The 26,492-nt window shown below is 47.5% G+C and carries 17 protein-coding genes and 1 rRNA gene; 11 read left to right on the forward strand and 7 right to left on the reverse strand.

From position 1 onward, the window contains the following. Positions 1–91 precede the first annotated feature (91 nt). Both KO512_RS02725 and KO512_RS02730 read left to right on the forward strand, forming a co-directional pair. Positions 92–1,429 carry a UDP-glucose dehydrogenase family protein gene (locus KO512_RS02725; protein WP_215950808.1) on the forward strand — a complete coding sequence of 446 codons (1,338 nt, stop codon included), beginning with the start codon at positions 92–94 and terminating at the stop codon, positions 1,427–1,429. Positions 1,430–2,078: 649 nt separating this feature from the next. Further along, entirely contained in the window at positions 2,079–3,086 is a 1,008-nt protein-coding gene (locus tag KO512_RS02730; RefSeq protein WP_215950809.1) for an NAD-dependent epimerase, read from the forward strand. Between the two features lie 1,072 nt (positions 3,087–4,158). Here KO512_RS02730 and aceF read toward each other — a convergent pair. From aceF to pdhR, 3 genes are all read right to left on the reverse strand, one after another. Further along, a complete protein-coding gene (aceF, locus tag KO512_RS02735) occupies positions 4,159–6,117 on the reverse strand; it encodes a dihydrolipoyllysine-residue acetyltransferase (RefSeq protein ID WP_215950810.1) in 1,959 nt (652 codons plus the stop codon). 33 nt (positions 6,118–6,150) lie between these two features. Continuing rightward, a complete protein-coding gene (gene aceE, locus KO512_RS02740) occupies positions 6,151–8,808 on the reverse strand; it encodes a pyruvate dehydrogenase (acetyl-transferring), homodimeric type (RefSeq protein WP_303493143.1) in 2,658 nt (885 codons plus the stop codon). A gap of 360 nt (positions 8,809–9,168) precedes the next feature. After that, positions 9,169–9,933 (reverse strand): pyruvate dehydrogenase complex transcriptional repressor PdhR, encoded by a 765-nt coding sequence (gene pdhR / locus KO512_RS02745; RefSeq protein WP_215950812.1) that lies wholly within the window; start codon positions 9,931–9,933, stop codon positions 9,169–9,171. Between the two features lie 420 nt (positions 9,934–10,353). Between pdhR and KO512_RS02750 the strand changes: the two genes are divergently transcribed. From KO512_RS02750 to mnmH, 9 genes are all read left to right on the forward strand, one after another. Continuing rightward, positions 10,354–11,427 (forward strand): TRAP transporter substrate-binding protein, encoded by a 1,074-nt coding sequence (locus KO512_RS02750; protein ID WP_215950813.1) that lies wholly within the window; start codon positions 10,354–10,356, stop codon positions 11,425–11,427. A 280-nt stretch (positions 11,428–11,707) separates the two neighbouring features. Next, positions 11,708–12,238, forward strand: coding sequence for a TRAP transporter small permease subunit (locus KO512_RS02755; RefSeq protein WP_215950814.1), 531 nt, complete (start codon positions 11,708–11,710; stop codon positions 12,236–12,238). Then, the gene (locus KO512_RS02760) at positions 12,238–13,623 is read left to right on the forward strand and encodes a TRAP transporter large permease (RefSeq protein ID WP_215950815.1); all 1,386 of its coding nucleotides are present in this window, start codon (positions 12,238–12,240) and stop codon (positions 13,621–13,623) included. The genes KO512_RS02755 and KO512_RS02760 overlap by 1 nt, the downstream gene beginning before the upstream one ends. Before the next feature lie 117 nt (positions 13,624–13,740). Then, positions 13,741–16,617: an FAD-binding and (Fe-S)-binding domain-containing protein gene (locus KO512_RS02765; RefSeq protein WP_215950816.1), complete on the forward strand. Its 2,877-nt coding sequence runs from the start codon at positions 13,741–13,743 to the stop codon at positions 16,615–16,617. Between the two features lie 18 nt (positions 16,618–16,635). Then, positions 16,636–17,124, forward strand: coding sequence for a universal stress protein (locus tag KO512_RS02770; RefSeq protein ID WP_215950817.1), 489 nt, complete (start codon positions 16,636–16,638; stop codon positions 17,122–17,124). 191 nt (positions 17,125–17,315) lie between these two features. Then, positions 17,316–18,701, forward strand: coding sequence for a sodium:proline symporter (locus tag KO512_RS02775; RefSeq protein WP_215950818.1), 1,386 nt, complete (start codon positions 17,316–17,318; stop codon positions 18,699–18,701). After that, positions 18,698–19,540: a metallophosphoesterase family protein gene (locus KO512_RS02780; RefSeq protein WP_215950819.1), complete on the forward strand. Its 843-nt coding sequence runs from the start codon at positions 18,698–18,700 to the stop codon at positions 19,538–19,540. Before KO512_RS02775 ends, KO512_RS02780 begins: the two co-directional genes overlap by 4 nt. A gap of 108 nt (positions 19,541–19,648) precedes the next feature. Further along, complete coding sequence (locus tag KO512_RS02785; protein ID WP_252734771.1) at positions 19,649–20,227, forward strand: DUF2238 domain-containing protein; 579 nt, start codon at positions 19,649–19,651, stop codon at positions 20,225–20,227. 15 nt (positions 20,228–20,242) lie between these two features. After that, complete coding sequence (mnmH, locus tag KO512_RS02790; protein WP_215950821.1) at positions 20,243–21,340, forward strand: tRNA 2-selenouridine(34) synthase MnmH; 1,098 nt, start codon at positions 20,243–20,245, stop codon at positions 21,338–21,340. A 239-nt stretch (positions 21,341–21,579) separates the two neighbouring features. Here the strand turns inward: mnmH and KO512_RS02795 are convergent, their stop codons facing one another. From KO512_RS02795 to rrf, 4 genes are all read right to left on the reverse strand, one after another. Then, positions 21,580–22,527 carry a porin gene (locus KO512_RS02795; protein ID WP_215950822.1) on the reverse strand — a complete coding sequence of 316 codons (948 nt, stop codon included), beginning with the start codon at positions 22,525–22,527 and terminating at the stop codon, positions 21,580–21,582. A 92-nt stretch (positions 22,528–22,619) separates the two neighbouring features. Beyond that, entirely contained in the window at positions 22,620–23,285 is a 666-nt protein-coding gene (locus KO512_RS02800; protein ID WP_215950823.1) for a YccT family protein, read from the reverse strand. Between the two features lie 252 nt (positions 23,286–23,537). Next, a complete protein-coding gene (locus KO512_RS02805; RefSeq protein WP_215950824.1) occupies positions 23,538–25,709 on the reverse strand; it encodes an esterase-like activity of phytase family protein in 2,172 nt (723 codons plus the stop codon). 503 nt (positions 25,710–26,212) lie between these two features. After that, positions 26,213–26,328: ribosomal RNA gene (gene rrf / locus KO512_RS02810) — 5S ribosomal RNA — on the reverse strand. Positions 26,329–26,492: the final 164 nt, after the last annotated feature.

The raw sequence follows: 26,492 nt of genomic DNA on the forward strand, positions 1-26,492 counted from the left end.
GATTTACCTCGCTCATATTAATTTCGCAAATCCCTCATTCAGGCTGATATAATTCTGACAAATCTAAGTGTTTCAGTAAGGTAAGCAACGAATGAAAGTAACGGTGTTTGGTATCGGTTATGTAGGGCTCGTACAGGCAGCGGTATTGGCGGAAGTTGGCCACGACGTTTGCTGTGTTGATGTTGATGCACAGAAAGTAGAAAACCTTAAAAATGGTCTTATTCCAATTTATGAACCGGGCCTCACGCCACTGGTGCAATCTAATTATGAAGCGGGCCGTTTACTCTTTACCACCGATGCAAAAGCTGCAGTTGAGTTTGGTGAGATTCAGTTTATTGCCGTAGGCACTCCCCCAGATGAAGATGGTTCTGCCGATCTACAGTATGTACAGGCTGTCGCCAATACAATTGCTACCTATATGCAAGAACCGAAGATTGTTATCGACAAATCGACAGTTCCAGTAGGTACGGGAGATAAGGTTGAAGCGACCATTGCGGCTGTATTAGCCGGTCGAGAATCAACACTTGAATTTCATGTGGTGTCCAACCCTGAGTTCTTGAAAGAGGGGGCTGCAGTCAGTGACTGTATGCGTCCAGACCGGATTGTTATCGGTACCGAAAGTGATCATGTTAAAGATGTAATGTCCGAGCTGTATGCTCCCTTTAACCGTAACCACGACCGTATTATCTTTATGGATGTACGTAGTGCAGAGCTAACAAAATATGCAGCTAACTGCATGCTGGCCACAAAAATCAGCTTTATGAACGAGATGGCCAATATTGCTGAGATGGTTGGTGCAGATATCGAGAATGTGCGTAACGGTATTGGTTCGGATGAACGTATCGGTTATCACTTTATCTATCCAGGTTGTGGTTACGGCGGCTCATGTTTCCCGAAAGATGTGCAAGCGCTGGTAAAAACGTCAGAGCAGATTGGTTATGACTCTCAAATCCTGAAAGCGGTTGAGGCGGTTAATGCCAAGCAAAAAACTAAGTTATTTGAATTGATCAATCGTCATTTTAATGGCGATATTGCCGGTAAAACTGTCGCGCTTTGGGGCTTATCATTTAAGCCTAAAACCGATGATATGCGTGAATCATCCAGCCGTGTACTTATGGAACTGTTATGGGCTGCAGGCGCAAAAGTACAGGCATTTGATCCAGAAGCGATGGAAGAGACACAACGCATCTATGGCTCTCGCGCTGACTTGAACCTGATGGGTACCAAAGAAGCAGCCCTTAATGGCGCAGACATGCTGGTGATTTGTACCGAATGGCAGAGCTTTCGCGCGCCGGATTTCGATATGATCAAGCAGCAGTTGGCGGAACCAGTTATCTTTGATGGCCGCAACCTTTATGATCCACAACGCATGGCTGATCGTGGTTTTAGTTATTATGGTATTGGCCGAGGCTTATCGATTAAGTTGTAATTGTGTAGTTCATTACCACACGTAGGGTGCTGTGAGCTTTGCGAACCGCACCGGTGATGTGTCATTCTTTTGATACAAGGCTGTTTTCATTGGTGCGGCTCATTACCACCCGTAAGGTGCTGGTGAGCTTTGCGAACCGCACCGGTGATAGGTCATGGTTTTGATACAAAGCTGTTTTCATTGGTGCGCTGGTTCGCTGGTACGTTCATTACCACCCGTAGGGTGCTGATGAGCTTTGCGAACCGCACCGGTGATGGGTCATGGTTTTGATACAAAGCTGTTTCCATTGGTGCGGTTCGTTCCTCACCGCCACCCTACAAGTTTGTAGATGTTTGGTTCGCTGGTACGTTTGTTACCACCCGCTGGATGCTGGTGAGCTTTGCGAACCGCACCGGTGATGGGTCATTATTTTGATACAAGGCTGTTTTCATTGGTGCGATTCATTCTTCATCGCACCCTACATATATCTGCAAAGGTTTGATTTGTTGATACGCCTCGTTACCACCCGTAGGGTGCCGGTGGGCTTTGCGAACCGCACCAATGATGGGTCATGGTTTTGATACAAGGCAGTTTCCATTGGTGCGATTCATTCTTCATCGGCACCCTTGGGTTATCAAAAAATTTTCAAATATTATTCAGGATAAATACAATGCAGTTAACCTATCTGGTCACCGGTGCAGCCGGTTTTATCGGCAATTTTGTTTCTGAACGTCTGTGTCAGGCGGGTCATACGGTAATTGGCTTGGATAACCTGAATGATTATTATGACCCTACATTAAAAGACGCTCGTTTGGCACGGCTTGAGAAATACCCTCAATTTACCTTTAAAAAACTGGACCTAGCTGACCGGGAAGGAGTGGCTCAACTCTTCGCCGAAAGTGGGTTTGACCGCGTGATACATTTAGCAGCGCAGGCCGGTGTGCGTTATTCGTTGGAAAACCCCTTTGCCTATGTTGATTCAAATCTGACAGGCATGATGACTATTTTGGAAGGCTGTCGCCAGAATAATGTTAAACACCTGGTTTATGCTTCCTCTTCATCGGTATATGGTATGAATACCAAGATGCCATTCTCCGTTAAAGATGGCGTTAACCATCCTGTCTCACTCTATGCCGCCACCAAAAAATCCAATGAACTGATGGCGCACAGCTATTCTCACCTGTACGGCATTCCCACTACCGGTCTGCGCTTCTTTACCGTTTATGGCCCTTGGGGGCGTCCGGATATGGCGCCGTTCCTGTTTACCAGTGCCATATTGGAAGACCGCCCGATTAAGGTATTTAACCACGGTAAGATGCTGCGTGATTTCACTTATATTGACGATATTGTTGAGGGTGTTATCCGTATTCAGGATGTTATCCCGCAAGTAGATGAAAGCAATCTAAGAACAAGCCCAGACAGCAGTAGTGCACCTTATCGACTATACAATATCGGTAATAATGAACCGATTGAACTTAGTCGCTTTATCGAGGCGATTGAATCAGCCGCAGGCAAAAAAGCTATCAAAGAATACCTGCCTATGCAACCAGGAGATGTTCCGGCAACCTATGCTGATATCGATAGCCTGCAGCAAGCAACCGGTTTCAAGCCCAGCACCACGATAGAAGATGGTATGCAAAAGTTTGTTGATTGGTACAAAGAGTATTACAACGCTTAAAAGCCACCGTTTTTCCGTGGCGGTGAGGGATGAACCGCACCAGTGAAAACAACCTTAGATCAAACCCATCACCTGTCTTCGGTGCGGTTCGCAAAGCTCACCAGCATCTTACGCCACCGTTTTCCCGTAGGGTGTCGGTGAGGTACGAATCGCACCAACGGAAACAATCTTATCTCAATAACCATCACCCATCATCGGTGCAGTTCGCAAAGCTCACCAGCACCTTACGCCACCGTTCTCCCTAGGGTGGCGATGAGGGATGAACCGCACCAGCGGAAACAATCTTATCTCAATAATCATCACTCATCTTCGGTGCGGGTTTGCAAAGCTCACCAGCACCTTACGCCACCGTTTTCCCGTAGGGTGGCGGTGAGGCACGAACTGCACCAGTGAAAACAATCATACATCAATAATCATCACCCATTACCGGTGCGGTTCGCAAAGCTCAGCAGCACCTTACGCCACCGTTTTCCCGTAGGGTGGCGGTGAGGTACGAACCGCACCAGTGAAAACAATCTTACATCAATAATCATCACCTATCATCGGTGCGGTTCGCGAAGCTCACCAGCACCTTACGCCACCGTTTTCCCGTAGGGTGACGGTGAGGCACGAACCGCACCAGTAGAAACAACCTTACATCAATAATCATCGTCTATCATCAGTGCGGTTCGCGAAGCTCACCAGCACCTTACGCCACCGTTTCCCGTAGGGTGGCGGTGAGGGATGAACCGCACCAGTGGAAACAACCTTATCTCAATAATCATCACCCATCATCGGTGCGGTTCGCGAAGCTCACCAGCACGCTACGAGTGGGCAAAATACCCACACCTATCGCTGCCGGAGGCGGCTCCTACATTCTCTTTATCGATAAGCCGTCATCTAAACAAAAAAAGCCTCTTTTCAATAATGAAAAGAGGCTTGAGTCATGGTTACAAGAATAACCATGGGAAATTTCGTCAATATTAATACTGCAACCTATTCATTGCCACATCAAGCCCGCTATTAACGGGGCTGCCGGTAGCCTAGCTTATACGGCTAAGGCCACCAGCCTAATGCAATTAAAGGATATTAATTACATCACCATGCGACGTACATCGCTTAGCAGTTGGTTCAGGTAAGTTAAGAATCGACCCGCATCACTGCCGTTAATGGCACGGTGATCGTAAGACAGGCACAGTGGCAACATCTTACGTGGCTCAAACTCTTTACCGTTCCAACGCGGTTCAATATCTGCTTTGGAAACACCCAAAATAGCCACTTCAGGAGCATTAACCACTGGCGTAAAGCCAGTACCGCCAATGCCACCCAAGCTTGAGATGGTAAAACAAGCGCCCTGCATCTCGGCCGGTTTCAGCTTACGATCTTTCGCTTTACCCGCCAACTCAACCGCAGCAAGAGACAGCTCATAGATGCTCATCTTATCCGCATCTTTGATCACTGGTACCATCAGGCCATTTGGCGTATCAACCGCCATACCGATATTGACATACTTCTTGTAGACGATGTGTTCACCATCGGCATGCAAGGAAGCATTGAATTTCGGATGTGCTTTGAGTGCAATCGCAATCGCTTTCAGCATAAATGGCAGTGGTGTTAGCTTAACGCCGTTACGTGCCGCTTCCTCTTTCATCTCAGCGCGGAACGCTTCAAGGTCGGTGATATCGGCTTTATCAAACTGAGTGACATGGGGAATGTTCAACCAGCAGCGTGACATGTTGGCAGCGGTCAGCTTGTGGATCTTGGACATTTTCACCATCTCGATCTCACCAAACTGGCTGAAATCGACTTCTGGAATCGCTGGAATACCTGAACCGGTTACTGCCGCCGCAGGCTTCTCAGCCAGTTGCTTCAGTGCACCTTTAACATAAGCCTGAACATCTTCTTTAAGGATACGTGTCCGCGGACCTGTACCGCTTACCAGAGATAGATCAACGCCAAACTCACGGGCAATAGCGCGTACGGCCGGGCCAGCATGAACTTGTTTGTTTTTCTGTTCTAGGGCTTCGCGATCAACTTTACCGGCAGCAGGTGCCGCTGGTGCAGTAGCTGCTTTTGCCGGAGCCGCTGCAGGAGCAGATGCTGCAGCAACGGGCGCAGAGGCAACCGGAGCCGCAGGTGCAGACCCAGTCACTTCCAGTTGCATCAGCAGCTGACCTTCGTTGACCTGATCGCCATCTTTGATCTTCATGGATTTAACCACACCGGCTTTCGGTGCAGGTACTTCCATCGAGGCCTTATCGGTTTCCAGCACCAGCAACGAATCACCTTCCGCTACGGTATCGCCATCTTTCACCAACACTTCAACCACATCGACATCGGTTGCGCCGCTTAGATCTGGAATCAGAATATCTTCAACACCACCGGCAACCGGCGCCGGAGCTGCTGCAACGGGTGCAGCTTCCGCCACGGGGGCATCGGCGACTGGCGCTGCTGCAGGTGCAGATCTCACAGCACCCGCAACCTGAATATCACCGAGGTGATCGCCTTCGTTGACGGTATCACCCTCTTTAATATTGATCGAAACGATAACACCCGCTTTATCGGCCGGCACTTCCATGGAAGCTTTATCGGTTTCCAGCGCAATAAGGGAATCGCCCTCTGCAACGGTATCACCCGCTTTAACCAACACCTCAACCACGTCAACATCGGTTGCGCCGCTGAGATCAGGCACTAGTATTTTTTCGACCGCACTGGCCGCGACTGGCGCTGCTTCAGGGGCCGCCGCTGTCTCAGGAGTCGCTTCAGCAACTGCCGGAGCGGCAGCTGTCACCGGCGCAACCTCTTCAACCACCAGCCCAGTATCTAGCACGACAATCGGCTGGCCTTCGTTACAGGTACTATCAACTTCTACCAGAATCTCTTTCACTGTACCCGCATGGGTAGAGGGGACCTCCATAGAGGCCTTATCAGTTTCCAGCACGATCAGAGAATCGCCTTCAACCACGGTGTCACCCACGGCGACACATACTTCAACAATATCGACGTCTGTTGCGCCACCAATATCAGGAACCGTAATATTTACAGTACTCACGTTATCATCCTCTCTTAAAAGTTTAGCGTCGGGTTACACAGTCCAAGGAGCTGGTTTTTCCGGATTAATACCAAACTTCTTCATTGCCTTAGCGACCACAGAACGCTCAACTTGTCCCTCTTCTGCCAAAGCAGATAGGGCAGCCACTGTTACGTAGTAACGGCTAACTTCAAAGAAATCACGTAGCTTAGCGCGTGTATCAGAGCGACCGAAACCGTCTGTACCCAGCACTTTAAATGTACCTGGGATATATTCACGCAGCTGATCAGCATAGTTACGCATGTAGTCAGTAGAGGCGATAACCGGTCCCTGACGATCTTTCAGACAGTCTTGTATATAAGAGGTGCGTAGCTCCTCTTCAGGATGCAGCATATTCCAGCGCGCAACGCCTTGCGCATCACGGCGCAGTTCGTTGATAGAGGTGGTGCTCCAGATATCGGCTTCAACACCAAACTCTTCGTGCAGAATATCCGCCGCCGCAATCACTTCACGTAAAATGGTACCGCAACCCATCAACTGTACTTTCTTGTCGGAATCTTTACCTTCCTGCAGAAGATACATCCCTTTAACAATGCCTTCCTCAGCGCCAACTGGCATCGCTTTGTGAGCATAGTTTTCGTTCATGGTGGTGATGTAGTAGAACTTGTTCTCTTTGTCCTGGAACATCCGTTTCAGGCCATCCTGAACAATCACGGTCAGTTCATAACCGAAGGTTGGGTCGTAAGAAACACAGTTAGGAATCATCTGCGCCATCAGGTGAGAATGACCATCCTGATGCTGTAAACCTTCACCGTTAAGCGTAGTTCGACCGGATGTAGCACCAATCAGGAAGCCACGAGCCTGCATATCACCGGCCGCCCAAGCCAAATCCATCACCCGTTGGAAACCAAACATTGAGTAATAGATATAGAAAGGTACTAAGGTGCAGTTGTTGTTGCTGTAAGAGGTGGCACAGGCCATCCACGCAGACATCGCACCCGCTTCGTTAATACCCTCTTCGAGAATCTGACCGGTTTTAGATTCTTTGTAGAACATGATCTGATCGGAATCGTGTGGTACGTAGTTCTGACCAGCCGAGGTATAGATACCTAGCTGACGGAACATACCCTCCATACCAAAGGTACGGGCTTCATCCGGTACGATTGGCACAACACGATCGCCAATGTTTTTATCTTTAACCAGCGTGCTCATGACGCGGTTAAGTACCATCTGGGTGGACATCTCGCGCTTGCCGCTGTCTTTCAACTGAGCCGCAAAGGTTTCCAGTGGTGGAATTTCTAGGGCATCGAAGTCACTGCGCCGAGTTGGATAGACACCGCCTAAGCGATTACGTCGATCCATCATGTACTTCATCTCAGCAGAATCAGGGGATGGGCGGTAGTAAGGCACTTCTTTCAGCTGATCATCGGTCAGCGGAATGTTGTGGTGATTACGGAAATCTTTTAGATCTTCCATCGCCACTTTTTTCAGTGAGTGAGTATCATTTTTAGCCGTACCTGACTTACCGGTACCATAACCTTTAACGGTTTGCGCCAGAATAACGGTCGGCTGACCTTTATGATTCATCGCCTCATGGTAAGCCGCATAAACTTTATAAGGGTCGTGACCACCGCGGTTGAGGTTCATGATATCGTCGTCGGACAGATCCTTAACCATCTCCAGCAGTTCTGGATACTTACCAAAGAAATGCTCACGGGTGTACGCGCCACCATTGGCTTTATAGTTTTGCAGCTCACCGTCACAGACTTCGTCCATACGTTTTTGCAGCAAACCTTTAGTGTCGTTTTCAAACAGTGGATCCCAATGACGGCCCCACAGACACTTGATAACATTCCAGCCTGCGCCGCGGAAAACACCTTCGAGTTCCTGAACAATTTTACCGTTACCACGAACAGGTCCATCCAGACGCTGCAGGTTACAGTTAACCACGAATACGAGGTTTTCTAGGTGTTCACGGCCGGCCAGCGAGATAGCGCCTAAAGATTCTGGCTCGTCACACTCGCCATCACCTAGGAACGCCCAAACTTTACGCTCACCACGATCGATCATAGAACGTGATGACAGGTAGCGCATAACGTGCGCTTGATAGATCGCCTGCAGAGGGCCAAGACCCATCGAAACCGTTGGGAACTGCCAAAAATCAGGCATCAACCAAGGGTGTGGATAAGAGGGCAGACCACCACCGTCGACTTCACGACGGAAGCTATCCATCTGCTCTTCAGTCAAACGACCTTCAAGGTAGGCGCGAGAATAGATGCCCGGAGAGATATGACCCTGGAAGAAAACCAGATCGCCTTCACGATCACCTTCAGAGCCATGGAAAAAGTAGTTAAAACCGATATCGTACAGTGTCGCAGAAGAGGAGAAACTTGAGATATGACCGCCTAAACCATCGGCATTGTCATTGGCGCGCATCACCATCGCCATCGCATTCCAGCGGATAAAGGAACGAATACGTCGTTCCATAAACAGATCGCCCGGCATGCGGACTTCATCTTTTGATGCAATCGTGTTGCGATAGGGGGTCGTCAGAGATGCATTTGAGTTTACGCCTAGGTCAGACGCTTTTTCACCCAGTTTTTGCAGGATGTAGTGGGCACGTTCGCTGCCTTCATTCTTAGCAACAGATTCTAGGGCTTCTACCCATTCACTCGTTTCAATTGGATCAATATCGTCGATATATTCTTGCACTTTGCCTTTCTCCACTATTCTTGACTTGCACTCTAAACCAGGCGTTTCAATCACCCTGGAGGTCAATAAACTCTGTTAAGAATAGAAGTAATCAGTAAAAAAGCAGGCAAAAAACAACCGAATTATGCTGAACCCAGTGATTTCATGGATTTTTAGCGCTTTGCCCTGCTCATCCGTCCTTTAACCAACACTTCTGTGAATGCCTTAATAGAGCCAAAACAGGCGTCATGCTGCACCGCAGCAAGCCTGCCACTTTTTCATTGTCATTATAATTTTGTAGTAATACTACAAAATTACAGATTTAAAGTCTACTTCTGCAGCACAACCAGCAAGCATTGTAGTTTTTATACAGAAGCCCAATTACAACGTCGTGACATCCGCTCGACGCAGTGCTCGCTTGACCCGAGTCTTCTCTTTACCCTGTTCCAAAAGGGCCTCTTCCACATAAGCTAAATGATCGTGTGCCGCCTTACGCGCTTTTTCCGGTTCGCCGGCAACAATCGCATCCAGCAGTAACGTATGTTGCTCATGTATCTTGCCTCTAATCTCGCTTTTAGGATAGACGTCTTTGAGGTTTTCCCATATATGCTGTCGTAGCAAACTAAACAGAGCACGCATCATATGTAGTAACACCATATTATGAGTTGATTCGGCGATGGCTAGATGAAAATCGACATCCGCATAAACCTCTTTATCAAACTCTTTACGATCATGAAAAATCTGCAAGGCATCATAGCGCGCACGAATATGCGCCTTATCGGCGGGGGTACTGCGTAACGCAGCGTAATAAGCAGACACCCCTTCGAGTGCATGACGAAATTCTAATAGATCATACTGCGCCTCGGGGTGGGTTTGAAAGAGTTCTAATAATGGATCAGAAAAGGCTCGCCCTAACTCTTCAGATACATAGGTGCCCCCGCCTTGGCGGCTCACTAACACACCTTTCGCTGCCAGTTTCTGTATGGCTTCTCTTAATGACGGCCGAGAGACCTCAAACTGTTTAGCCAATTCACGCTCTGCCGGTAACTTTTGACCCGGCTTAAGACTCCCTTCCAACACCATCTCTTCAAGCTGCCCCATTATTACATCGGAAATTTTAGGCTGCTTTACTCGCTGATACACCATCCACGCCACCCATCACTGATCTTATTCCATGCCGGCTATTCATCATTATGCCCGCTCTATTGCTGCACACCGTTACTATCAAGCGGGCTACAGAGACACCGGTACCATTTTACGACAACCTTTATTACCAGCTGTACGACATTTGTCGTATGTCTATCTTCAAGCTTATCGTTTCTTATTGATTTGAATCAAAAATCGCGCCGACGCCTTAGAAAATTGTCGAAAACGGACTCTCCCTAATATCGATAAAAACATTGACAAGAGTGTGGTCAAAATTCTAAGGTAGCGACTCATTGCATGGTAATTTGGTATGACCAATTATACAAGGACATTTTCAAAGGCTCCGAATGGCCTGTTCTGCACCTTGCAACGACTGATTAAAACGACTCATAAAAACAACAAATATCCTGAGGGAAGAGCATGAATACATTCGCAAAGACCCTAGTCTCTGCCGCTGTGATGACCACAGCCATGACAGCCACAACCGTTACCGTTCAAGCCGCTGATCGAGTACTTCTAAAAACCCCCATCGCCTTTGGCTCCCACCTACCTGCACTCGGCACACCGATCAAATGGGTATCAGAACAGTTACCGATCATGAGTGAAGGTTCGCTTAAGATGAAAATCTACGAGCCCGGCAAACTGGTCGGCGCGAAAGAGATTCTCGGTGCTGTATCTTCCGGTAAGGTTAACTCTGGGTATGCGACAGCTGGTTATTGGCAGGGTAAAATCCCAGCCGCTGCGCTATTTTCAGCGGTGCCCTTCGGCCCAGAAGCCGGTGAATATATGGCGTGGCTGTATTACGGTAATGGCCTGAAGTTATATCAAGAGATGTACGATACTAACGGCTATAACGTTAAAGTATTCCCTTGTGCGATTATCTCTCCTGAAACCTCCGGTTGGTTTAAGAAAGAGATCAACACCCCTGAAGATCTGAAAGGCCTGAATATGCGCTTCTTCGGTCTGGGTGCTTCGGTGATGGAAAAAATGGGCGTTTCAACCTCTCAGTTGCCCGGTGGTGAAATCTTCGGCGCTCTGGAGAAAGGCGCGATTGATGCGACTGAGTTTTCTCAGCCAGCTATCGATCAACGTCTTGGCCTGTACAAAATTGCTAAATACAACTACTTCCCTGGCTGGCATCAACAGGCTACTATTTTTGAACTGCTAATCAACAAAGATACTTGGAACGACATGAGCAAATCGCAGCAGGCTATTTTGGATAACACCTGTAAAGCTTCTGTTACCAATGCGATTGCTGAAGGTGAAGCGATGCAGTTTGATGTCATGGCCAATGCCAAAGAACATGGTGTTCATATCCGTTATTGGAACGACACCATGCTGACCGCCTTTGAAGATAAATGGAATGAAGTGGTTGCAGAGAAAACCGTTGAAGACCCATTCTTCAAGAAGGTTTGGGATGATCTGAGTACGTTCCGTAAAGGTTATGATCTTTGGGAATCTAACGCCTTCCTACCACGTGCTAAAAATAACTAAGTCTAATTTGAACAACGGGGGGACTCTGGTCCCTTCGTTTCTGTCATTTAGCCTACTTCGACAGGTTGTAAATCATCCAGCCGGTTTAAGCTTAATGGCATAACAAACGGATTAACCCATTTAGCTAACGCTTATTTTACAACAGGCTAAACTCGAGAAAACTCTGTCAAAAAGAGGCTCTAAGCGGCTATTTTGCAGAGTTTTTTTAAATATGTGTGACTATTTTCACCTTGCTCTTATTGACCATTAATACAATAAACGCTGCTAAAGGTACATTATCGTGAACCAACCTAATAGCCTGCCGCCAGTGCCTCTGGCGGACAGTATTGACCGAGGTATCCAAAAGATCGGACATCTGTTCGCCTGGGCCTATGTCGCACTCGTTTTTATTATCATTGCGCAGGTTGTGCTGCGAAAAGGCTTTTCTAGCGGACTGATTATGTTTGAAGAGCTCGAATGGCACCTCTATGCCGTAGGCGTGATGTTCGGCCTCTCATATGCGCAAACAACGAATGCCCATATTCGTGTCGATCTGTTTTATTCATCCTTTCGTTCAAGCACCAAGCATGTGATCGAAATCTTAGGCATTCTCTTGTTGGTACTCCCCTTTATCTCGGTTATTTTTATCCACAGCCTCGATTTTGTCGCCGACTCTTTTCGTATTAATGAACACTCCGAATCCCCTTCCGGCCTGCCCTATCGCTGGCTGATTAAAAGCGTCATACCGGCCAGCATGTTGCTATTGGGCCTGGCGGTACTCTCTCGTCTCTACCGCGACACGGTTTTACTGTTTAAAGGGGATAACGCGTAATGGAAATTAATGAGATCCTAGTTATCGCCATGTTCCTGTCGTTCATCCTCCTGCTGTTTACCGGTATTCCGGTCGCATGGGTGTTGGGCGGCGTTGGTGTTGCATTTGCCTTGATTGGTTACCTCTCCGATATCTACTTAGACACCATTACTGGGCTAGATTTCCTCACCCTCGGCCTCGTCGTTAACCGGCTGTGGAAGATCATGGACAACTGGATACTGGTTGCCCTACCGATGTTTATCTTCATGGGCATCATGCTGGATAAATCGGGCGTCGCCGAACGTTTGATGAAATCAATGCAGGAGCTATTTGGGCAGGTACGTGGTGGATTGGCGATTACCGTGACCGCTATCGGTATTATTCTGGCAGCCTCGACCGGTATTATTGGTGCGTCCGTGGTATTGCTGGCGGTAATGTCATTACCCTCCATGACCAAGCAAGGCTATTCCATGCCATTGGCGCTGGGTACCATTGCCAGTGCAGGGACTCTAGGGATACTCATTCCCCCCAGCATTATGCTGGTGATTATGGCCGATCAACTGGGCCTTTCGGTTGGCGACCTGTTTATGGGGGCGGTCTTCCCCGGGTTGATGCTCGGCGGCATGTATATTCTTTATATCCTTATCGTGGGTAAGCTCAAACCTGACGCAGCGCCGATTCCAAAAGATACCAAACCGGTCACCTTTGCCACCTGGATCTCCGTATTAAAAGCCGTGCTGCCAACCCTCTTGTTGATTTTTGTGGTGCTAGGCTCAATCTTCGGCGGTTTCGCAACGCCGACTGAAGCCTCTGGTGTTGGCGCCTTTGGTGCAACCCTGTTAGCGATCTATAACCGCAAATTCAACTTTAAGGTGCTAAAAGAGGTGATGCAGGGCACCTACAACACCACCGCCTATATTTTCGCGATCTTTATTGGCGCAACTTGTTTTGCCTTGGTATTGCGTGAACTGGGCGGCGACGAGTTGATTGAGTCGTTCTTAACCGGGCTACCTTTCGGCCCTTACGGCATCATCTTCTTTATTCTTGGGGTGATCTTCCTACTCGGCTTCTTCCTCGATTGGATCGAGATTACCCTGATTATTCTGCCGCTACTGGCTCCGGTTATATCGGCACTCGGACTGGATATTGATGGCTACGGCGTGGTGGATAATCCAGAGTTGGTTTGGTTTGTCATGTTGGTGGCGATGGCCTTACAGACCTCCTTCCTCACCCCTCCGGTCGGCTTCGCGCTGTTTTACCTCAAGGGCGTGTGTCCACCGAGCGTTAAACTGAGTGATATTTATAAGGGCGTTATTCCCTTTATCATGCTTCAGTTGATCGGTTTGCTGATTCTGGTGTTCTGGCCACAACTGGTACTCTGGTTACCCGCGATGGCCTACGGCTAACCCTATACACAGAAGGAGCCTTGCTCCTTCTGCTTTTTATTGACCCCGGCCAATTCCTTGGCCAAACGATAACCGGGCAGATCCTGAACCAGCGACTGCCTGAGGCGAGGCATTTCGATGAAACAGGCATATCAACAATTCAAGCAACAGCTGTTGGCGTTTCTAGCGGACAGTCAAATTATCTCGGATCCATTACGCACACTGGCTTATGGCACGGACGCTAGTTTTTACCGTCTGATTCCACAACTGGTAGTGCGGCCAGAATCGGAAGCCGATGTTGCCCGTATTGTTAAACTAGCCAACCTGCATAAAATTCCCGTGACCTTTCGTGCCGCCGGCACCAGCTTATCGGGACAAGCGATTACTGACTCGGTATTGATTCAACTAAGAGATGGTTGGAAAGCGATCTCTATCAATGAAGATGCTAGTCAGATCTCCCTTCAGCCGGGTGTTATTGGCGGCCATGCCAATAAACATCTCGCCCCGTTCAACAAAAAGATAGGGCCAGACCCCGCCTCGATTAATAGCGCCATGATTGGCGGTATCGCCGCGAATAATGCCAGTGGCATGTGCTGTGGCACCGCTCAAAATAGTTATCGCACGCTTAACCGGATGAAACTGGTACTGGCCGATGGCACCACGCTGGACACCGGTAACGCCGAGTCTATCCACCATTTTCGACAATCCCACAAAGGCCTACTTAACGCACTGGCCTCTTTGGCGCTGCAAACTCAGAGCAACGAGCCACTGCGACAACGCATTGAACATAAATACCGACTGAAAAACACCACCGGCTATGCCCTTAATGCCCTTGTCGACTATCAAGACCCTATCGATATCATGCAGCATCTCATGATCGGGTCTGAAGGCACTTTGGGCTTCATCAGCGAGATAACCTACAACACCGTTGATGAACACCCAAACAAGGCCTCAGCACTGATTTTTTTCCCCACGGTCCGCACCACCTGCGAGGCGGTAGCACTGCTGAAACAAACACCGGTGTCGGCGGTTGAGATGATCGACCGTGCAGGCTTACGTTCGATTGAAAACAAGCCGGGGATGCCCGAGCTTATTAAAACCCTACCTAATGATGCAGCGGCCCTGCTGGTCGAAACCCGCTCAGGCTGTAAAGAACATCTACAGCAACAGGTAGAAACGATAAAGACCTCTATCAAAGCCCTTGAAACCGTTCAGCCGGTAATATTCACCACCGATCCCGCTGAATATTCACAGTACTGGGCGATCCGAAAAGGTTTGTTCCCAGCCGTTGGCGCTATTCGTAAAACCGGCACCACGGTGATTATTGAGGACGTGGCGTTTCCTGTACCTCAGTTAGCGGAAGCCGTGCATGATCTGCATGAGGTCTTTGCTAAATGGAGCTATAACGAAGCACTGATTTTCGGTCATGCTCTGGAGGGCAATCTACATTTTGTCTTTACCCAGTCGTTTGATGACCCAACCGAACTCAAGCGTTATGAAGGCTTAATGGAAGATGTCGCCACGCTGGTAGTCGATAAGTATGACGGTTCTCTCAAGGCGGAACACGGCACCGGTCGGAATATGGCCCCTTATGTGGAAAAAGAGTGGGGGTCGGAAGCCTACACACTGATGTGGGAGATTAAAGAACTGTTTGATCCCAACAATATCCTTAACCCCGGCGTGCTCCTGAACCGAAACCCACAAGTGCATCTGGAAAACTTAAAACCACTGCCCGCAGCCGAAGCACTGGTCGATAAGTGTATCGAGTGTGGTTTTTGTGAATCGACCTGCCCTTCTCGGGATCTTACTCTAAGCCCTCGGCAACGGATTGTTATCTGGCGGGAGATCGCTCGACTGGAAGCCAGCCAAGAAGATCCCGAGCGGCTTAAAGAGCTACGTAAAGAGTACCTTTATCAGGGGATAGATACCTGTGCCGCCTGCGGGTTATGCTCCACAACCTGTCCGGTGGAAATTAATACGGGTGATCTGACTCGATTGCTTCGCAGCCGCAATAATCAGCGCTATACAAAACAAGCGCAGTGGTTGGCGGAACATTACGGTGGCGTGATGAACGTCAGCAGAATTGCCTTTAAAGGTGCCGACCTCGCACACGCGGTTTTCGGGACTAAGGCGATGAGCGCACTCACAAATACCGCCCGCAAGCTCTCGGGGGGACGGGTGCAGCAGTGGACGCCGTCAATGCCCAAAGCCGCACCGAAGATCGATACTACAGCCTCGGTGACGAATCCTGATGCACCAAAAGTGGTCTATCTGCCCAGCTGTGCTAGCCGATCAATGGGACCGGCACGGGATGATGAGCAAACGCCGTTGGCCGAAAAAACCGAACATCTGTTACGTAAAGCGGGCTTTGAGATTATCTACCCTGATAAGCTCGATCAGCTATGCTGCGGTATGCCTTTCCAATCGAAAGGGATGTTCGATGCCGCTGATTATAAAGCAACAGAAACCAGCAATATGTTGTTGCAAGCGAGTAATAATGGCGAATATCCGGTACTGTCTGATACTAGCCCCTGCAGTCTTAGACTAAAGGCCAACATAGATCAACGTATTAAACTCTATGACAGTGTAGAGTTTATTCATGAGTTTTTACTGGATCGACTGGTTATTACCCCAGCCGAAGAAACCGTGGCGCTGCATATTACCTGTAGTAGCACCCGAATGGGTGTAACCGATAAATTACAAGCGATTGTCGAGAAATGCGTTACTGACGTGGTGATGCCAGAACAGATTACCTGCTGCGGTTTTGCGGGTGATAAAGGTTTCTCCACTCCCGAACTGAATGAGTCGGCACTGCGCACACTCAAAACAGATGTCGAGGGATGCTCAGCAGGCTATTCGACCAGTCGTACCTGTGAAATTGGACTGTCGCACCATAGCGGTATAGATTACAAATCAATCATTTATCTTCTGGATCGTGTTAGCCAGCCAAAACTGAGCGTACAGAACACAACTCCAGAAAACAGACTGATTCAGCATCACACAGCGAATCAGTAACTAACGAGGATATCGAGCATGGCACTTCCTGAAATTAAAACCATTTTGTACACAACATCACTGGGCAAACACACTCGCCCTGTCTTCAGACAAGCGCTCAACCTTGCTCAGAATCTGAATGCACGCATTATCATGTTGCACGTCATTGAACCCATCGGTGAACTGGGCCACGCACTGATTCAAAATTACCTGCCAGAAGATACCGTTAAAAAAATGCATGATGAAGGTATCGATCAGGTTATGAAACAGATGAAAACACGGATTGAAAAATTCTGTGAAGAGGAGCTCGGGTCGCTCGATAAAGTCGTTGATCTCGACATTGAACATATGATTGTTGAAGGCAACTACACCGACTCAATCCTAAAAGCCGCTGCCAGTTGTAAAGCTGACATGATCATCATGGGGTCTGAAAACACCTTTGGTCATCACAGTCAGATAACTCGTCAGGTGATTAAAGGCGCTAAAGTGCCTGTCGTTGCTGTCCCTACTGGCAAAAAATATATCTAACACGCTCATTGAAGATTTATATCAGCGTTAATCTAAACATCTAGATACGCTTAGTCAGAATCGCTCTTAAAAGTCTGCCCATTGGCAGACTTTTTTCTATTCAGAGCGCCATAAACCCACAATTTTCATCATTATTTCAGTTTAGCCAGTAATAATGTCGAATCAGTTTTTGCATTCAATCAGGATAGTCCATGGAAATAACACTTATTATCGCGGTCGCGACCGTCGCTATATTCTCAGTGTTTATCAGCCCCAAAGCCCACGATAGTGGCGCGTTTTTTAAAGGACTGTCTCCTGAAGGGAAGCCACCGGGTCTATTACTGCTGACGTTCTCTCAAGTGACGACTTGGATCTTTGCGCGCTCGCTCCTCAACGCTGCAATTTTAGGCTTTTACTATGGCATTTGGGGTACATTAGCCTATGCCGCCTACTACCTCTCATTCCTCACGGGAGCGAAGATCATTGACTCGGTGCGCTTTCAACACGGCTTTGACAGCATTCAAGCCTTTCTAACCGACCGTTTCGGCCACTGGGGTACCCGCTGTTATAACTTTGTTATCGGTGTTCGCTTAGTCAGTGAAGTGTTTGCCAATATTTTAGTGATCGGTATTTTATTCGGCGTAGCAGGCGGCACCGCCTATACCACCGCAGTAGCCCTATTTGCCGTGGTCACCCTGCTTTATTCAATGCTCGGCGGCCTTCATGCTTCGCTGCGCACCGATCTATTTCAGATGGTTCTATTTCTGTTTTTACTGGCAGTACTGACCATTTTAGTATTGGCAACCGGCCAGTTAACCAGTGCCACTCTGCTGTTTAAAAGCTTCGCCATCAATGATCCCGGCCCCATTCTGATACTCGTGGCGCTGTTACAGATCTGGAGCTACCCAATGCACGATCCAGTGATGATGGATCGAGGGTTTATCGCCGATCGTGAAACCACCCGCAAAAGCTTTTATCATGCCGCTTGGATTAGTTTTATCTGCATTATGCTCTTTGGTAGCTTCGGCATCATAGCCGGCGCTAACGCTCTTAACGGCGAAGCGATGAATACCGCCCTGATGCGAATTCTCGGCGAAACGCCCATGCTGTTATTTAACATCACCCTCGTTATCTCAGCGATGTCGACACTGGATAGCACCCTTTCTAGTGCATCTAAACTGGTCGCCGTTGATATGCGTTGGATAGAACCCTCAGTGGTTAATGGCCGCATTACTATGGCGGTGTTTGTCTTACTCGGTTTGCTGTTAGTCTTTTCCGGCAATAAAGATCTCTTCAGTGCGGTAGCAGTCAGTGGTACGGCATCCATGTATCTTGCTCCCGTTATTTTCTTCTCACTGTGGGGGGGACGTACAGATATTCCTCTGTGGAGTTATCTCAGTTGCTTTTTCCTCTCGCTGGCGGGTGCTGCACTCTATTTTACCGAGTCCGCCGGACATACTCAGCTACTCGGTGACAGCCACAAATATACTAAACTGCTAGGCATTTCGATGTCGGTACTGATTACCGGCTGCCTATTATTCTGGGCAGGCATGCTAAGCCAGAAACATCAGCCTGCTCTACGGGAAACCGCGATATGAATACTTTTAAGCCGGATCAAACCACACCTTTGTTGATATTTGGTGGGCCCTACAGCAATCTACAGGCCACCCAAGCTATCCAGCAGGTCGCCGAACAACAAGGCATTCCGCCGAGTAATGTTATCTGTACTGGTGATCTAGTCGCCTATTGTGCCCAACCCGATGAGACGGTGAATCTTCTCCGAGATTGGGGGATTCATATCATCGCTGGCAACTGTGAGGAATCGGTCGGTCAAGGCGCGCAGGATTGCGGCTGTGGTTTTACCGAAGGGAGCTCCTGTGATCTCCTCTCTGCCCAGTGGTATAACTTTACCCTACCTCGGGTAAGTGACAACAATAAAGCCTGGATGCGCCAACTGCCCGACCAAACTAACTTCACCTATGGCAAACAGCGTTTTACCGTGATTCATGGCGGCCTAGAAACGAATAATCAGTTTCTCTTCGCTTCAGATTCGGCAGATGAAAAGCAACAGCAGCTAGCCCAATCGGATAGCCGAATAATCATTTCAGGACACAGCGGTATTCCTTTTGGTCAAACAGTCGATAACGGATACTGGTTAAATGCCGGTGTTATCGGAATGCCCGCCAATGACGGCACGCCACAGACCTGGTATATGCTAATCAGCCAAATGGATAACCAGTTGATATGTCGTTGGCAGCGGCTATCGTATGACTATTCAACAACGGTAGAACAGATGACCACATCCGGTTTGAATAACGGTTATAAGCAAGCACTATCAACAGGGTTATGGCCCAGCCTAGATGTTTTACCTACGCAAGAGAAAGCACTTACTGGCCATACGCTATCACCACCGGAGATCATTGTTCCCCTCGACTAACCCATTCATCCTTATATGATCTAAATATCGACACACACGCCAATGCTATTTAAGGTACCTTAAATCGCTTATACTGCGCAGATGCGAATACTCTGGATTATCATTTTCATGACCGTGCTCCTGTGGTCAGCTATTCATCCAAAGGATCAGTTCACCTGGTTTCTTGAAGTGGCACCCGCATTGATCGGTGCCACAGTATTAGCGATAACATTTAAAAAACACCCATTAACGCCTTTGCTCTATCTGTTGATTCTTATTCACAGCATCATCTTGATGGTGGGTGGTCACTATACCTATGCCGAAGTGCCACTCTTCGATCAAATATCCAATATTTTCGGCTGGCAACGCAATAACTATGACAAAATAGGCCACCTAGCGCAGGGCTTTGTGCCTGCGATGATTGCCCGCGAAGTATTGTTGCGTACACAGGCCATTAATGGCCGTTACTGGCTTAATTTTTTAACGGTCTGTTTTTGTCTCGCCTTCAGTGCCCTATATGAATTAATCGAGTGGTGGGTTGCCATCTTTACCGATGAATCAGCCGAAGCCTTTCTCGGTACTCAGGGGTATATTTGGGACACTCAATCCGATATGTTTCTCGCCCTGCTAGGCGCCTGTGCCGCACTGCTATGCTTAAGCCGCTGGCATGACCGACAGCTGCAACAGATGAACATCCAAACCCTATAACATCAGATAACGATAATGCGCCAAGATACCGATAATTACCGCCAGTTGTTTCTTAATGATACGCCGATGATCGACCTGCGGGCGCCGATTGAATTTACACAGGGAGCATTCCCAAACTCGATCAGTCTGCCACTGATGACCGATGATGAACGCGCCTTAGTCGGCACCTGCTATAAACAGAAAGGACAACAGGCGGCCATCAAACTCGGTCACGAACTGGTTTGCGGTGAAATAAAAGATGCTCGAATGGCCCGCTGGCTCGATTTTTGTCACGCCAATCCTGAGGGTTATATCTACTGCTTTCGTGGCGGACTGCGCTCGCGCACCACCCAGCAATGGCTAAAAGATGCTGGGGTCAACTATCCACTGGTGTTAGGCGGTTACAAAGCCCTGCGAAATACCCTGTTAGAAGTGCTCAGTGAAGTCACCACTCAACTACCGTTCTATATCGTCGGGGGGAAGACCGGTTCCGCCAAGACGCTGATGGTCAACACGCTCGTAAACGCGGTAGATCTCGAAGGTGCTGCTCACCATCGCGGTTCCAGCTTTGGTAGTTTCGTTAACGCCCAAAGTACCCAGATCAACTTCGAGAATATCACCGCGATTCAGATGCTAAAAAACCAACACGCGGGTTATTCACACTTGGTGTTTGAAGATGAAAGCCGGAACATCGGTAGCGTTGATCTTCCCAAATCTCTCTATCAAAAAATGCTGACATCACCGGTGGCGGTCATTGAAGACCCTTTTGAGATTCGATTGCAGCGACTCCTACAAGAATATGTAATTAATATGGTCGCCGACTATACCCGCGTGCATGGCGAGGAACAGGGCCATATCCTCTGCGAAGAATATCTACTATCTGGGCTGGATAAAATTCGTAAACGCTTGGGTAATGAGCGCTGGCAGGTCCTACGACAAACAATGCAAAAAGCGATTAAGCTACATCAGGCTGGTGCTGGCTTTGATGCGCACCTGAACTGGCTAACACCCCTGCTGGAGTGGTATTACGATCCGATGTATGAATATCAATTAAGCCTTAAAGCTGACCGCATTGTATACCGAGGAAATTGGCAGGAATGTCATGATTACTTGCAAGAAAGGTCCACAGCTTAAGTGTCGATGTTCAAACGCTTCACTTAGCCGATCATTTCATTTATCCGAGCATTGCTCCAGCCACTAGTCCACGGACTTCGGACTTCGGACTTCGGACTTCGGACTTCGGACTTCGGACTTCGGACTTCGGACTTCGGACTTCAACATTTAAAACGAAAAAAGGCCGGTTCGAAAACCGGCCCCAAAATCATCGATCCAAAGCTCGAAGGGGTGAACTAAGGACAAATGCTGTGTTGCGTTTAGAACTTGATACGCATACCCATCAACATATCCAGATCAAGGTCTTCGCCATCTTCATCAACATCAGAAACTTCAGCAAACAGGCTTACGTTTTTCTGTGTAGGGAACTTATAAGTAACGTTTGCGTAAACCTGAGTCACATCCGTGGTAGCATCCAGCTCTTGCTTAGTGATACCAACACCAACACGAGTGGTTGCCGCTACGTCAAATTTAGCAACGAGGTTGTAGATATCCAGATCTTCAGTTCCGGTATCACTAGTACTGTAATCGGCCGCTAATGCTACAGTACCCAGATCGACCGCTGCACTTAAACCCCAAGAATCAATAGAGTCTGAAGACGGTGTGTTTTTATATGTCTGATACGCCGCGGCTAGTTCAACATCACCGATCTCGGTTGCAACAAACAGATCATAGGAAGAGCCATTTTCTGAGCCTTCGCCTTCAGCCTTAAGTTCAGTCGAAGCTACCAGCGTTACATTATTAAATGATGCATCAAAACGGATAACATCATCGCCATCAGTAGAGATCGCATCGAAAGCATCTTCTGCTTCATAATGCTCATAAGCACCTTCTACACCAAACTCATCGGTCGCATAGTTTTGCTTACCTGCTGCAACCGCAAAACCACCAAAATCAATACCGAGGTAGGCTTCTTCAAGCTGGCTACCGTTATAATCAGACTTATCTTCGGCCGCATTCTTAAAGCCAAAGTCCAACTGACCAAAGGCTTTCATGCCATCACCCAGGTCATATATGACTGAGTTTTTCAGTTCCAGATCATCAAACTCAATTTCAGCATCTTTTGTTTTAGATGCGTTATCGCGTAGCTGAACCTGAAGGTCGCCTTTAAGTTTGTAAGTCAGGCCTTTGCCTTCGTAGATTGTTGCAGCATTTACAGCAGTGGCAGATGTCGCAGCAATTGCAGCAACCAAGATCAGCTTTTTCATTTATATCTCCAATTAATAAAAGGTAAAATATTAAGTACTACAAAGTTATTTAATGAATAAATTCATCAGACAAATAAAACTAACAGAACAGCCTATTTACCCTTAACCCACGTTTTAAATCTTTCACGTGTTTCTAGATCAGCATGTAGATACCAATATCGAAGCAAGGTCTCAGGAAGGTTAAGTGAACCACTCTTATTATTTTTTTCATTTGAAAAAGGCTTATTAATTTCACCTGATTCAGAAGAAAATCCAGTAAGCTTCAGACTGTTACCAATTGCGATAGCACCGCCTGATTGATTTAACTTACTTAACTCTTGTTCATAGTTTCGGTTGATCTGAAAACCATCTTTTACAAGAGCCTGTGATAGATACGTTATCGAATTACCCGCACTATCTTTAAGTATCCATGTATCACCGCGGTTAAACTGGCGAAGCTCTGATACTTTTTTAATCGTCGGTGCCGACAGCTGAACATCCTGATCAACCGCCGTAAAAACAAGAACATGCGCATCAGTACTTTCAATCTCTAAACCGCCGGCTTGTTTAATTTCTGTAGAATATTTAACCAGAATTTGGTTCTTACCATTTGGCAGTATGGCGGTCTTTTTATTATCGAAAAAAGATTTACTTTCCACTTCATAGCCGTTAACAGCGATAAGAGAAATATCAGAACCAACTGACAATTTAACATCAGCCATCAGCGATGAAGAAAAAATCAAAGAAAACATATAAAAAACAGTTGAACTAAATCGCATGCCTGCTGCCTTATTTAATTACGTTTCGAATTAACTGGCAGCGATAATAGTAGGGTTTTATTACGACAATATTACGTATTAAATTTAAAAAATAAAAATCACAAAATGAAAATATTTATTTAAAAAATATTACACTCTTATTATTTTTTTATTAATCAAAACCATTTTTCATATATGGGTAATTATTTTTTACAATAAAAAAGGGCGATCATTGATCGCCCTTTCAGCTAATAGATACTTATATATGGTTGATTACATCTTGCCTGTCGAGAAAAACAATGTTTCGCCAGAGCTGTCATCAACCCCATCATTATCGGTAACAGCATAGCCGTTACCCGCTGCATCAACGGTAAAGCCTTCAATTTTATCCTGCACATAGCCGTTCAGTGCTTTTAGGTCAGGCATGAAATCATGTACCAGCACTTTCTTGACCAGTGGCAGGGATGAGCCAATCGCCGCAGGCTTCAGCTGATCTTTCGATACCTGGTAAAGACGCTTCACCACCGCGGACTCACCTAACTGATTATCACGCTCGATGATGTAAACCTGATCACCATGACTAACAATCTCTGATAATCCCACCCAGCCAGACGCTGCCTGCTCAAGTGGGTAGCGTACAGCACCCCAGCTGCTAGTTGTCAGGTTGTAGGCTATCAGTTTTACCTGATCAGCAGGATCGTCCTTCCAAGGCCGCTGGATAGCAATCCACAGAGTATCATCGATCAGCGTAATACCTTCCGCTCCAAATTTGAGTTCATGTGCTAGCAAAGCTTTTGGAAAATCGATGGTACGATCGATCTCACCTTTGCTGTTAACATGATGAATCGCATGGGGCGTATCTTTAGAGGTATTTCCTTCAGATGCTAACCAGAAGCCACCTTTGCCATCGACGGTAATGCCTTCAAGATCGAGCTTCTTAGCCGTTTTCCCATCACGTAAAACCGGCATTGCCGCCGTAATTTTCGCGGGTGTTTGGTTTGCATCAATACTAAAGATAGTCGGCTGATTGGCATAGAAGCTATCATTCACCGCATACAACATACCTGGTTTAGTAGGATCAGCCGTCAAGCCCGATAGCGCTCCCCAACCAATCGGCGTGCCATTCGAGGTACGCGTTGACATAATCTGTGGATAAGCCGCTGGTGCACCTGAGAACTGATACAGCATGACATGCGCACGAGGCCCCTTATCTTCAATCAGATCTTTCTCATTCGCACTGACCAAAAGATTACGCTGTGGAATCACTAACCCCGATTCTGGAGCAATACCTGAAGGTAACAGCTGTATAAACTCAGGCGCCCCACCCGTATCACGATAAACACCAATCACCGAACCGCGTTCAGACAGGATAAAAATATAGGTCTGCCCATCAAACTCTCCAACCACAACACCTTCTGGCTCACTACCCTTTTTACCCGAACGCTTTTCAGGATAATGACCCGCTAAGATAACTTCCTGTTCAAACGATGTGCCTGACTCAAATAACATCCGTCCATCTTTATGGAAAATGGTAAACCCACGGGCACCACCATTCATATCGCCCTCATTGGCAATAACAAAACGATTATCATCAATCCATTTAACCGAATCAGGTTCACGTAGGCGGGTTTGCTTGCCACTGAAATCCAGTTTTTTATCTTTCTTTACATCGATACCTTCAAGCTCAACACTACCGGCAGAGAAGTGATTCAAAATCTTACCACTAGCCGCATCGATAATTGCTAGGTGATTGTTTTCCTGTAGTGTCACTACAATCTCGTTGCGACTATTAAAATCGACAAACTCAGGTTCTGGATCGATCGCACCGATCTCAGCAAGCCCGGTCATATCAACTTTCATTAACTGATCACATTGAGGCTGTCCATTTTTAACCGGTACGATAGTAACCCAGCCAGCAGGAAACTGAGGTAACTCACCGTCGTTGAGGTCTTCATCACGCTCATTCTCAATCGCCACGGCAACATAGCGACCATCTTTAGAGACGGCTACTGAATCCGGTTGCCCACCGAGATCGCAGCGCGCTAGTTCATTACGTGTTTGCAGCCCAAGCGCCATCAGGTAGCCTGAAGGCTTAGTGTAACTTTCAGACGTATTAACACCCGCAAATACCGTATTACCGCCAATCGCAACCGAGGTCGGTTCGCCATCTAGCTTAACAACCCCTCCAGCAACGGGCTTCTTCGCATCAGTGATATCAACAAACCCTAAAGCGCCAAAAGGGCTATCAGAATAAACCAAGGTATTACCATCTTCACTCGCAGCAATAATCTCAGGAGATGTTTCCTGCGTCAGCTGCGTTCCTTCTGGTAAGTTATGAATCGCACCAAAGCTGGCAATACGGTTAAAAGAATTTGCTTGAACGACAGTAGCTGATGCTGCAATAGACAGAACCAAAAGTGATTTTTTGAAGCGGCTGACAGGCATAACAGATCTCCGGGGTTAATTTTACGACCCGAGGATGGTATAGCTGATAAATGACAATAGAGTTACTTAAATATGACTGGAGCAAGAAAGCCGAGGTTCGAGTCCCGTAGGGTGATGTGAGGAACGAACCGCACCAGAGCGATAACCCAGACGACCCGTGCTCCAACGCCAATCCAATGCTGATCACGGAACTCTTATTCCTGTTAGAGGCGACTCCCACCGTGCCTGCTTGTTGTCTGTTGTTATTTGCTGACCCGAACGCCAAAAACGAAAAAGCCCCGATCAAGCTAATGATCGGGGCTGTCTCTTATTTGAAGCTTGGCGATGACCTACTTTATTCAGGCTTCGCCTTCACCCTCTCAGCACTGCGTGCTTCGGGGCCGCCGTCACACGCTCCGGCGTTCAACGCGCTACGCGCTTTTGTCGCATATGCTCGATTCGGTCATAATTGACCGACATAAAAAAACCCCTTGCACTCTGTGCAAGGGGTTATCTTATTAGGTGCTTGGCGATGACCTACTCTCGCATGGGGAATCCCCACACTACCATTGGCGCTAAGACGTTTCACTTCCGAGTTCGGTAAGGGATCGGGTGGTTCCATCTCGCTATGGTCGCCAAGCAAAACTGGTTGCTCTAACGATTGAACTAAGCGCTTTGCTTGTTCAACGTCATTTGAATCCTATAATCGGTATTGCTTCGAGATGTGCTGTACAAGCTCTAATCCGTGTGACTTTTCAGTCGTATCTTAATCTATCAGCTTCCCAAACGCTTATGGCGTTATAT

This window comes from Amphritea atlantica (assembly GCF_018860855.1).
Lineage (GTDB): Bacteria > Pseudomonadota > Gammaproteobacteria > Pseudomonadales > Balneatricaceae > Amphritea > Amphritea atlantica_A.